The sequence below is a fragment of the Dysgonomonas termitidis genome, assembly GCF_042654545.1.
GTDB classification, from domain to species: Bacteria; Bacteroidota; Bacteroidia; order Bacteroidales; family Dysgonomonadaceae; genus Dysgonomonas; species Dysgonomonas termitidis.
Map to the genome: position 1 here is coordinate 56,905 of NZ_JBHSGN010000035.1, position 12,989 is coordinate 69,893.

Genomic DNA, 12,989 nt, shown 5'->3' on the forward strand with positions numbered 1-12,989 from the left:
TAATACCTGCGTTTATTGTTTATAGTTTTAACGAGCACAAAGGTAACAAAAGTAACAGGAAACAATTAAGAATAAAGAATGAAAAATCCAAACATATTCTTAATTTAAATCGCTGCCTATAGATTACGCGCTATGCAAGGCATATATTTCCATAGAGGGCTGTAGGTATAATGCAGGCAGGCTTTAAGTTTTTGAACTCCGTCTATACGGTTTACATACAAACAAATGGTATGTCCACACAGAAGACAGGCTCTTTAATTCTGCTTTGTACCTTATATTTTATACGCGGTTTAAGACTTATTCGTTTTTATCCGTTTTCCGTCAATTAGTCTCATAATCCACTTTTCGATTTCTACTATTATGAAAATAATAAAACCAAAAACGAAAGGATATATCCAAAAATGAAGGGGAAGTCTAACGGTGCCGAATACTTCGTTCATAAACGGAATGTATGTTATTGATAATTGCAATAAGATAAGTAAGCCCGAAACTACGAATACTGCTTTGTTGCCGAAAAAGTCTCCATAGAAAGCAGACTGGCGGATACTACGGCTATTATACAGGTGAAACATTTGGGTAATTACGATCGTTTGTATTGTTACCGTTCTTACAATATCTTCGCTTACGCCATTATTCAACAGATACAGGTTCAATAGTAATGTACCTCCCCCAATAAGCACAGATACGAATAAGATACGCCATATAAAGTATCCGTTTAATAACGGGGTACGGGGAGAGCGCGGCCGTTGTTTCATTGTATCCGGCTCCAGTTTTTCAAACGCGAGAGCCAGGGAAATAGTCACCGATGTAACCATATTGACCCAAAGTATCTGTATCGGGGTAAGCGGCATCAGCGTTCCGAACAGGATACTGGCTATAATCAAAAAACTCTCGGCTCCATTAGTAGGCAATATAAACAGGATTGTCTTCTTGAGATTATCGTATACGCGTCTGCCTTCTTCCACAGCAGCAGCAATAGTAGAGAAATTATCATCAGCCAATACCATCTCTGCCGCATCTTTGGTTACCTCGGTACCTTTTATACCCATCGCTATTCCGACATCCGCTTTTTTCAGCGCGGGAGCATCATTTACCCCGTCTCCGGTCATGGCACATATTATATTACGGGCCTGTAAAGCCTTCACTAAACGGAGTTTATGTTCGGGACTGGTGCGTGCGAAAATATTATATTCAACTGCCGCTGATTCTAATTCTTCATCGGTCATTTGCTCTATAGCCTTTCCCTCCAGAGCTTTGACACCATCACCGATCCCCATTTCCAGGCCTATCGACTTCGCAGTTTCGATATGGTCTCCGGTTATCATTTTTACGGTTATACCGGCCTCCGTACATTGCCTGATCGCTTCAATGGCCTCCTCCCTTGGAGGATCAATGATTCCCGCTAACCCGAGGAACGTGACACCTTCGTGTAAATCCTCATGCAACAGGTTTTTCTTGTTTTTAGCCACGATTTTATATGCTCCTCCAATTACACGCTGCCCTTTTCCGGCCAATCCGGTTATTTCATCCTCCCAGTTTTTACGATCAAATGGTTTTTCCCCACTCAAAGACAATTCTTTGTCGGCCATATCCAGAAGACGGTCGGGGGCACCTTTTATGTATATAATATTTTTATCATCTGCTTCAACCAGCGTGGCCATATACTTATACTCCGAGTCGAACGGAATCGTTGCAATCCTGTCTGTTTCGTGATGATCCACAGACGCTTTCTCATACAAAGTTATAAGCGCGCCTTCCGTCGGATCTCCTTTTATATACCAGTTATCCTCATCATCTTTTCCCAAAGAGGCTTCATTGCATATGTAAAAACAGCCTATCAGGCTATCCAGCACCGGTTCAGCACTGAAATCAACCGTTTCATTATCTTTCACGACATCTCCAACGGGGGAATATCCCGTACCGGTTACATCAAACTTATCATCACCGGTTACAAGAGTCTTGACCGTCATCTCATTTTTAGTCAGAGTCCCGGTTTTATCAGAACATATGACTGCCACTGAGCCCAGTGTCTCCACTGAGGGTAAAGTGCGGACTATAGCCTTGCGTTTAGCCATATTCTGTACACCGATAGCCAATATTATCGACAAAATAGCCGGAAGGCCTTCCGGAATAGCTGCAATAGCAAGTCCGATTACCGACATTAACAATTCGCCGGTATCGTAATGGCGATAAAAATACCCGAAAATGAAAACCACTACTGCAATGGCAATTATCACAAAAGAAACGCTTTTACCGAATTTGGCCGTTTGCCGCAGCAAAGGTGTTGTAATAAGTTTCACTTCGGACATCATACGGTTTATTTTCCCTATTTCGGTATTCTGTCCTGTTGCTACAACTATCCCCATTCCTGTTCCCGCACTAACTGTGGTTGTAGAAAAGGCCATATTGTTCCTGTCACCTAAAGGAGTATCCGCGGATATTGCTCCCACATTCTTCTGTGAAGGTATAGACTCTCCTGTCAACGCAGATTCTTCTATTCTCAGATTATCCGATTTTATTAATCTAAGGTCTGCCGGGATCTTATCCCCGGGATGGAGAATAACCAAATCCCCTATAGCCAGATGTGATGCTCCTATTTCCAGCCTCTTTCCGTCCCGTATTATTTGTGCTGTATGAGACAACATCTTCTTTATATCTTCCAATGCTTTCTCAGCCTTATTTTCCTGAAAATATCCGATACAGGCATTGACTACGGCTACAATCACGATGACTATTGTATCTACCCAATGGCCCAGAATAGCAGTAACAACTGCGGCTATAAGCAATATGTAAATAAGGATATCATTGAAGTGTTTGAAAAAACGTAATAAACGGCTTTCTTTTTTCTTCTCGGGAAGGACATTCTCTCCGAATTGGACAAGCCGTTCATTTGCCTCTTTCTCGAGTAAGCCTTTTGTCGCATTAGTCGTTAACAAGTCTAAAACCTGACTGACTTCGAGTGAATGCCAGTTCTTATTACTTAATGTTTCTGCTTTCACCATATTGTTTTGATTTTATTTTTCCTGAATTAGTATGTTAGATACCATCCTATAAAAATGAACATAGCTTTGTACAATTCTTTATTTTAACAATTAAGCGGATGAAAAAGTTTCAACTTTTCCACAGAGTACATCCTATTGTTTTCTACACAAACAAATATGAAATTATAGGACATCCTGGGAAAATATCAGATTAGAAAGCCTAACCCTAATTCGGATGTGCTATTCAAAGTTTGTGTCTTACAGCCCAAAATAGGAAAAGCCACCAGTTTAGTGACTTTTTCTAATTCTTTATTTTTCGTTGTCTCACCAGGACTCGAACCTAGACAGGCAGTACCAAAAACTGCAGTGCTACCATTACACCATGAGACAAACACTTGCTTTTCTTAAAGCGATACAAAAGTATAAGATTTTTATTAAAAAACAAAGAAAATATATCCTTTTTCAATTTTTATGTTCTAATTAATCGATTCAAAAGGAGTTGTGACCTGATATTTATATTTTTTGAACAATAAATTTCAGCGATTTCAGGTACATCAGAGTACATTTGTAATCTCCGATAGACTTAAACATATCCGAAAACATATGAAAACAGTACAAATACCTGAAAAGAAGAAAAAAATATAAACTAAAAAATAATAAAATCATATTGTATAATACCTAAAAGTAAACACCTTATTTAAATGAAGAAGATTCTTATTTTAGCCTTGGTCTTATCAAGTACCAGCTTATTTGCCCAATGGAAACCTGTAGGAGATAAACTAAAAACCAAGTGGGCGGAAACCCTTAATCCAAACAATGTATTACCTGAATATCCGCGTCCGATTATGGAACGTCCGGACTGGACAAACCTGAACGGACTCTGGGAATACGCTATTTTGCCTGTAGGAAAACAAGAACCTCAGAAATTTGACGGACAGATACTGGTCCCTTTTGCTGTGGAGTCAAGTTTATCCGGAGTGCAAAAAGAACTGGGTAAAGAAAAAGAACTATGGTATAAACGGACTTTCACTGTCCCTTCCAATTGGAAAGGGAAGAATATCCTGTTGCATTTTGGTGCGGTAGACTGGAAAACAGAGGTATTTATCAACGACATTAAGGTAGGTTCCCATACCGGAGGATATACCCCATTCAGTTTCGACATCACACCTTATCTGACTTCCGGAAATCAAAAACTGGTAGTCAAAGTATGGGACCCTACAGATGACGGCGACCAGGCCAGGGGAAAGCAAATAAAGAATCCGCATGGCATCTGGTATACCCCTGTATCGGGCATCTGGCAGACTGTATGGATGGAACCTGTAGCGCAGAAACATATTGCCGCCATCAAAACAATTCCAAATATAGACAACAGTCAATTATCAATTGACATCTGTACAGAAGGCACTGCTACCGGAGATATAATAGAGGTGACAGTAAAAGACGGACCAAGAACTGTAGCAACAAGCAAATTCGCCGCAGGACAGTCTACCGATATAAACATTCCCGATTTGAAGCTTTGGTCTCCCGAATCTCCGTTCCTGTACGATTTGGAAGTCACCTTATACAATAATGGCAAGGCGGCGGATAAAGTGAAAAGCTATGCTGCCATGCGCAAAATATCCTCTAAAAGAGACGCCAACGGCATCTACCGTTTTCAGTTGAACAACAAGGATTATTTTCAGTTCGGCCCGTTAGACCAGGGTTGGTGGCCTGATGGACTATATACAGCTCCTACCGATGAAGCACTGGCATATGATATCCAGAAAACAAAGGATTTCGGATTCAATATGATCCGTAAGCATGTAAAGGTCGAGCCGGCCCGCTGGTACACACATTGCGACCGTCTTGGAATCCTCGTTTGGCAGGATATGCCTAATGGAGGACCGTCTCCTCAGTGGCAAAGCCAAAAATATTTCGATGGCGTGGAAGTACAGCGTTCCATTGAGTCTGAAAATGTATATCGCAAAGAATGGAGAGAAATAATGGATTACCTGATTTCATATCCTTCAATTATAGCATGGGTTCCGTTCAATGAAGCATGGGGACAATTCAAAACACCTGAAATTGTGGCATGGACAAAGAATCACGACCCTTCCCGCCTGGTAAATCCTGCCAGTGGCGGCAATCATTACCATGTAGGAGATATGATAGACCTGCACAACTATCCGGGACCGGATATGTATCTGTACGATGCCAAAAGAGCGAATGTACTGGGAGAATACGGCGGTATTGGTTTACCTCTTGAAGATCACCTTTGGCAGACTGACAAAAACTGGGGATATGTTCAGTTTAAAAATTCGAAAGAAGTTACGGATGAATATATCAAATACGCGGAAGCATTGAAAGGCTTTATCAAAAGAGGATTCACAGCCGCGGTTTATACCCAGACAACCGATGTAGAAGGAGAGGTAAACGGATTGATGACATACGACCGTAAAGTTATCAAACTGGAAGAACCCCGATTAAGACAAATTAACCTGGAAATATGTAATTCATTGAAATAAATATAGAATGAAAAATTTACTTTATCTCTTATGCCTCACCGGGCTATTCAGTTGCGGCGGCACAAAAGAACCGGCACAGATTATTAAGAACGATTTACGGGCGCCCGCTTACCCATTGGTAACGATTGACCCTTACACCTCAGCGTGGTCGGCAACCGATAATTTGTATGATGAACCGGTGAAACACTGGACAGGCAAGGAATTTCCTCTATTAGGGGTGATACGTGTCGATGGGAAAGCATATCGCTTTATGGGCGTAGAGCAAACTCCCGTAAAAGCTGTAGCAGGCATGTCTGTAATATCAGCCTGGACAGGCAAATATACATTCAACGCTCCGGCTAAAGGCTGGGAAAAAGCTGAATTTAACGATAATGCCTGGAAAGAAGGACAAGCCGCATTCGGTACGCCAGAGGAAACCAATGTAAACACACTGTGGGAAACCAAAGACATATGGGTACGCCGGAATATAAATCTGGATAAAGACCTGTCGGATAAAAAAGTATTCCTGATATATTCGCATGACGACATCTTCGAGCTGTACATCAACGGCATACAGGTGGTAAAGACGGGATATGAATGGAGGAAAGATGTACAGATCACACTCAGCGATGAAGTGAAAAGCACCCTGAAAGCGGGTAAGAATGTCATTGCAGCACATTGTCACAACAAAATGGGAGGAGCCCTCGTGGATTTTGGCATCTATGTGGAAGATGACATTGAAACATTCCTGAGTACAACAGCTGTACAGAAATCGGCTGATGTACAGGCAACCCATACCCATTATACTTTCGAGTGTGGAAATGTGGGGCTGAAACTCTCTTTCCTTGCGCCACTACTCATGGATGACCTGAATCTCGTGTCACGCCCGGTGAACTATATTTCGTATGACATCAATTCATTGGATGGCAAGGAACACGACGTTCAAATCTATTTCGAAGCCGCGCCAAACTGGGCATTAAATATTCCATCCCAGGAAAGTAAAGCCGAAGGATTTGAAAAAGACGGGCTGCTGTTCCTCAAAACAGGAAGCACCAACCAGAAAGTCCTGGGAAAAAGAGGTGACGATATCCGTATCGACTGGGGTTATTTCTACCTGGGTGGAGAGAAGAACAACTCTACATATAATGTAGGTGACCCTTATCAGATGAGAAACGATTTTGTAAAGAACGGAAAACTTGCAGGAGACGTAAGTTCCAAAGATAATGCCAGTCTGGCCATATCACAAACTCTGGGTAGCGGTAAATCTGCCTCGGGAAAAGTGCTTATCGGATATGATGATATCTATTCCATCCAGTATTTTGAAGAGAATCTTCGCCCATACTGGAATAAGAAAGGCGACAAATCGATAGAGCAGGCTTTTGTTGAAGCCAATAAAGAGTTTATCAGCCTAAGCAACAAATGTAGCGACTTCGACTTCAAACTGATGAATGAAGCCGCTCAGGCCGGAGGAAAAGAATATGCCGAATTGTGTGCGCTTGCTTATCGTCAGGCCATATCCGCACACAAGCTTGTAGAAGCGCCGAACGGAGATCTGTTATTCTTATCCAAAGAAAACAATAGTAACGGATCTATCGGGACAGTAGACGTAACCTATCCTTCCGCTCCATTATTCCTGTACTACAATCCGGAACTGGCGAAAGGCTTGCTCAATCATATCTTCTACTACAGCGAGAGTGGCAAATGGGTAAAACCGTTTCCTGCGCACGATGTCGGTACATATCCTTGGGCCAACGGACAAACATACGGTGGCGACATGCCTGTGGAAGAAGGCGGAAACATGCTGGCACTGACCGCCGCTATAGCCGCTGTGGAAGGAAATGCAAAATATGCTGAAAAACATTGGGATGTACTGACCACATGGACAGATTACCTTGTAGAAAAAGGACTCGATCCGGAAAATCAGCTTTGTACCGACGACTTTGCAGGTCACTTTGCCCACAATGTAAACCTTTCGGTGAAAGCAATTATGGGTATCGCATCTTACGGATACCTGGCAGATATGCTCGGGAAGAAAGACATCGCTGAAAAATATACAGCCAAAGCTAAGGAGATGGCGCAGGAATGGATGAAAATGGCTGATGATGGCGACCACTACCGCCTGACATTCGACCAGCCGGGGACATGGAGCCAGAAATACAATTTGATATGGAACAAGATTCTCAAATTGAATATATTCCCTGAATCTGTGGCTCAGAAAGAAATCTCTTATTATCTGACCAAACAGAATGAATACGGCTTGCCGCTCGACAGCAGGAAAAACTATACGAAGGCCGACTGGATCATCTGGACTGCAACATTGGCTGATGATAACGCGACATTCCTGAAATTTATCACTCCATTGCATAAATTTATGAATGAAACGACCGATCGTGTACCTATGACCGACTGGTACAATACGGACAGTAAAACACATGTCGGATTCAAAGCCCGCTCGGTAGTAGGCGGATATTACATCAAAATGCTAAACGACAAAATGACGAAATAATCTATTATTCTATAGTAATTAAATAAATACTTTAATATTGTACTGGGCTGTGACAGTCCGGTACAATTATTTTCTTTATCAGGATATCATCGGTTATGCGTTCATAAAAACAGAATTAATTTAAATAATACATATGAAAAAAGGTCTTTTAAACAGCTTGATCGCAGTCATATTCCTTTTATGCTGCAATAGCGCTTCCGCATCGAAAGGAGACATCGATGTTACAATTGTGAACCGCCCTTCAGTAAAGGCCATCAATAGTCATTATACAAGCAACAGGGCTCCTTTACTACCTAATAATTTTATAAAATTACCGGTCGGTAAAGTACAACCCAAAGGCTGGACAAAACGTATGCTTGAATTACAGCGGGACGGACTGGCCGGGCAACTGGGCGAAATCAGCGCATGGCTCAACAAAAAGAACAATGCGTGGCTCAATGCCGGAGGAGAGTACGGATGGGAAGAAGTCCCTTACTGGCTCAAAGGATATGGCAATATGGCCTACATACTTAATGATCCGAAAATGCTTGCCGAAACAAAAATATGGATAGAAGCAGCCATAAAAAGCAAGCAAGCCGACGGATATTTCGGCCCCGTCAATGAAAGAGACGGAAAAAGGGAACTCTGGGCTAACATGATAATGTTATGGTGCCTGCAATCCTATTACGAATATTCAAATGATAAACGCGTAATAGACCTGATGACCAATTATTTCAAATGGCAGCTGACCGTTCCTGACGAAAAATTCCTGAAAGACTACTGGGAAAATTCCAGAGGGGGGGATAATATCTATAGTGTGTATTGGCTATATAATATCACCGGAGACTCTTTCCTCCTGGAACTGGTTCATAAAATACACCGCAATACTGCCAACTGGATGCAGGATTCCAGTCTTCCTAACTGGCATAATGTAAATATAGCCCAAGGCTTCCGGGAACCTGCCACCTACTATATGCTCACCAAAGACCCGGCACATCTTCACGCCACCTACAACGTGCACGACCTTATACGCCGTACATTCGGACAAGTATCGGGGGGAATGTTCGGTGCCGATGAGAATGCGCGTATGGGGTATATAGATCCCCGCCAAGGTACGGAAACATGCGGTTTTGTAGAGCAAATGGCTTCGGATGAAATGATGCTGTGGTACACCGGAGATCCGTTGTGGGCAGAACATTGCGAAAATATCGCGTTCAATTCCTATCCCGCCTCTATGATGCCCGACCTGAAATCGTTGCGCTATATCACTTGCCCGAACCATGTGCAGAGCGATTCGGAAAACCACAAACCGGGTATTGATAACGGAGGGCCTTTTCTGGCAATGAACCCGTTCAGCAGCCGTTGCTGCCAGCACAACCACGCGCAAGGCTGGCCATATTTTATAGAGAACCTGATCCTTGCTACTCCTGACAATGGTGTTGCAGCAGCCATCTATGCGGCCTGCGAGGCAAAAGTAAAAGTGGGTGACGGCACTGAAGTCACTATCGGTGAAGATACGCAATATCCGTTTGACGGAGCAATCCTGTTTAAAGTGAGCACACCGAAAAAGGTGAAATTTCCATTCTATCTTCGTATCCCGTCATGGACAAAGGATGCGCAACTGGAAATAAACGGCAAGAAAATCCCAGCGGATATGGTTGCAGGTAAATATGCGTGTATCAACCGTGAATGGAGCAACGGGGATGTCGTAAAAGTTACCTATCCGATGGAGTTCTCGCTAAAAACATGGCAAGTGAACAAAAATAGCGTAAGCATTAATTACGGGCCATTGACCTTATCGCTCAACATCGATGAAGAATACAAGAAGGTGGATAGTAAAGAAAGCGCCATCTGGGACTCGAAATGGCAGGATAATGCCGATCCGTCCAAATGGCCGTCATACGAAATATATCCTAAGACAGCATGGAATTACGCCCTGGTGCTTAACCCGGAAAAACCATTCGGTAACCTTGTTGTTGAAAGAAGGGCATGGCCTGCGGATAATTATCCATTTACCCAACAGAACTCGCCTCTTGTAATAAAGGCAAAAGGGAGACAAGTGCCGTCGTGGAAATTAGATCAATATAAGCTGTGTGGAGTATTACCTAACGAAGACTGTGAGAAATCACCTCAGGTGGATGATATTACACTTGTACCTATGGGTACGGCCCGGTTAAGGATAACTTCCTTCCCGGCATCATACGAATAACTTTATATTTATTAGAGTTTTATCCGGAACGGGACTATCATAATAAAATAGTCCCGTTTTCATTTAACTTTATCAGGAATATTTATCTATATATCAGCTGGCTGCTTTTAGTGGTTAGCTGATAGTTCTTTGAAGTGTTGGATTTAGTATTTAAAAATTTAATGTTTAAGGATTCAATAATTAAAATGCGTAAAAGTTGTCACCTTTGTTACTTTTTAAGAAAGTTACGAGTTACTGCGCCCTAGGGCAGTTACGAGTTACGAGTTGTTAACTACTATCTGACGAGATGCTTCGTTTCTCTCAGCATGACAAACCACGATACTGTTGACTGCTAACTGTTTACTGTTGACTGAAAAAACTGTTACTTCTGTTACTTTATAATTCAAAAATTTTACATAACTTTGTCAAAATCATATATCATCCACTTCCTGAATGAACAATAAAAACCGTTTTCCGCTATGCAAATAACGACGGAAACATATAGAAAAAACACAATATCACACGCCATTTTTCTTCCTGAAAATTTGGCGCTTAATTATATTTTACTAGAGAGAGAGAGAGAGAGAGAGAGAGAGAGAGAGAGAGAGTAAGCCTTAGTATTACCTTTCCGGTTATCCTACACATTCTATACGCGCGCGCATTCAATGCATCGCTGAATATATATAAAAACACACAATCAAATCCCGAACTGTTAAATTTATCCCGTGCTGCCAGGCAGGGTGGTTCTGCATTGTATTTTCCCACACGTTATCCCGTTACTTTACATCCCTGTATTCCCGGGGTTGTCAGGTTCCCTAAGTTTTTGCTTACACTGGGAAACTATGAGTACCTGCTGAGCTACATGGAGGTATATACTCCCGGTGCCTTCTCAGGGAAACTCAGGGTAACAATCTTCTTTACAACAAATATATGCAACACAATTTACCCAAAAACATGCTTTATGAAACCAAAGAAAATGAAAACCCTCATGCCGGCCTGTTTGCTGGCTGCGCTATTTGCGCTATTGTCAATGCCATCCTATGCGCAGGTAACTATCGGCGACGGTGTACCTCCGCATGATTTTTCCGTACTGGAGGTTTCCACCGCCAGTACAAAAGCGGGCTTGCGCCTGCCGCATCTGACCACCGCCGAGCGTAACGCCTGGCGTGACTACTTTTTAGGAACTAATACGGGAAACCCTGTAAATCCGTCGGGAAGCGGAGTCACCGCCGACGAATTGATTAATGCTCCCGGGCTTATGATTTACAATACAACGAACAACTGTGTGGAATACTGGAACACCCTGAAATGGGTTTCCTTCTGTGACCAGCCTTGTGCCGACGAGATAACAGGCGTTTCAATCAGTGGCGGGACAACCATCCTCCAGGGGGCAACCACTGCTGTTACCCTGACGGCCACTGCGACGGGAGGAACGGCAAGCTCATATGAATGGTACCTGGGTGGTTCGCCGGTCGGGACAACAACTGCCAATACATACACTGTACCGCAAAACGTCAAAGATGTAGCCGGTACCTACGCCTATACCGTAAAGGCGATAAATGCCTGCTCGGAGACGACCGGCACGGCTCCGGCGATAGTAACGGTATGGCTGGCCGGTTCGGGTACGCTTAGCGGAAGAACCATCTTCGATATCGCACAGGGTAACGACGGCGGAGCTTGCGGCGACCTGGCCGCCCGCGTGCCTTACAGCACCGATTTTACACAGACAGAAGAACAGGACGCCACAGACGGGACGCCTGCGGCGATAAATCCGGATGCGGGTGGTACCTGGCTTTACTCCGGCACACAGGTGTACACCTTTACCCCGTCGGGCAATGTATCGAATGTGCGGTTCGTCTATGTGGAGGATGCTTCCTTAGAGGCTATCGTAAGTATGACACCGAAGGCCGGCTATAGCGGGAACATATCGTCCGGCACCGCTTGTAAAGCCGTAGTAGTTTACAAACCGTCCCTGATGACAGAGCTGTTAGATGTGACCCGTGACAATGCTGTCCATCCCAAATTGTACGCCGTTTACAACGACCAGCCGGACGGAGCGGGGACAGACTATGCTGTCGAACTGACTGTCAGCCTTCAGGATTGCAATTGCTGCGGGGCATTCACCTCAGCAGGCGGCTGGCAGAACTTCCTCTGCTATAACCTAGGGGCTAATTTTATGCTCGAGCCTTTCACTCCTGCTAAATATTTGAATGGAGATTACTACCAGTGGGGCCGCTCTACAGTCGTTGCTACCGTCGATACTCCGGCCGGTCCTATCTCCGGTTTGGATAGTACAAATGCACCTGACGGCTCATGGTCAGACGCTTCAAAAACGGCTAATGACCCTTGCCCTCCGAATTATCGTGTACCAAAAAAATCAGAATGGGAGGGTGTCGTCGATAGCTCACTGAATTCACAAACTCTCGTGGGTACATGGACTGATAACGAATTCAACTTTAGTAGCGGACGGAATTTTGGGCCCTATTTGTTTCTAACGGCTTCTGGCTTTCGTGGTACTGGGAACGGTGTGTTGGGGAGTCGAGGTTTTTTTGGTTTTTATTGGACTAGCAGCCCTGGTGAAAATACACAAAATTCATCATCAAATGCTAAAGTCTTATACTTCGGCGGTATTCCTAATCCTACGGCATTTGGTGAAGGTCAAAGGAATTTTTCACAAACTTTGCGATGTATTGCAGAATAACTCCGTTTTATTTGACTATTCATCTATTCCTCCTCCTGCTTTTAATGCAGGAGGAGTTTAACCAACGATGCAGTACAGAATAAAGGTGTAGCGTAATAGTTCGGGGAATTGCGTCCATAGATCCAGGTGCCAGCAGCCTCGGGCTTATCCA

At 43.5% G+C, this 12,989-nt stretch carries 5 protein-coding genes; 4 read left to right on the top strand and 1 reads right to left on the bottom strand.

Features of this window, described 5'->3' with window-relative positions; genetic code table 11:
• Nucleotides 1-290: 290 nt before the first annotated feature.
• Nucleotides 291-3,002 carry a cation-transporting P-type ATPase gene (locus ACFO6W_RS04260; protein ID WP_379994119.1) on the bottom strand — a complete coding sequence of 904 codons (2,712 nt, stop codon included), beginning with the start codon at nt 3,000-3,002 and terminating at the stop codon, nt 291-293.
• A gap of 680 nt (nt 3,003-3,682) precedes the next feature.
• Here ACFO6W_RS04260 and ACFO6W_RS04265 point away from each other — a divergent pair.
• The 4 genes from ACFO6W_RS04265 to ACFO6W_RS04280 all read left to right on the top strand — a co-directional run bounded on the left by ACFO6W_RS04265 (nt 3,683) and on the right by ACFO6W_RS04280 (nt 12,838).
• The gene (locus ACFO6W_RS04265; RefSeq protein ID WP_379994120.1) at nt 3,683-5,485 is read left to right on the top strand and encodes a glycoside hydrolase family 2 protein; all 1,803 of its coding nucleotides are present in this window, start codon (nt 3,683-3,685) and stop codon (nt 5,483-5,485) included.
• Nucleotides 5,486-5,492: 7 nt separating this feature from the next.
• Complete coding sequence (locus ACFO6W_RS04270) at nt 5,493-7,970, top strand: glutaminase domain-containing protein (RefSeq protein ID WP_379994121.1); 2,478 nt, start codon at nt 5,493-5,495, stop codon at nt 7,968-7,970.
• 133 nt (nt 7,971-8,103) lie between these two features.
• The gene (locus ACFO6W_RS04275; RefSeq protein WP_379994123.1) at nt 8,104-10,158 is read left to right on the top strand and encodes a beta-L-arabinofuranosidase domain-containing protein; all 2,055 of its coding nucleotides are present in this window, start codon (nt 8,104-8,106) and stop codon (nt 10,156-10,158) included.
• Nucleotides 10,159-11,098: 940 nt separating this feature from the next.
• On the top strand, nt 11,099-12,838 hold the full coding sequence (locus tag ACFO6W_RS04280; RefSeq protein ID WP_379994124.1) for a fibrobacter succinogenes major paralogous domain-containing protein: 1,740 nt from the start codon (nt 11,099-11,101) through the stop codon (nt 12,836-12,838).
• The last annotated feature ends 151 nt before the right edge of the window (nt 12,839-12,989 follow it).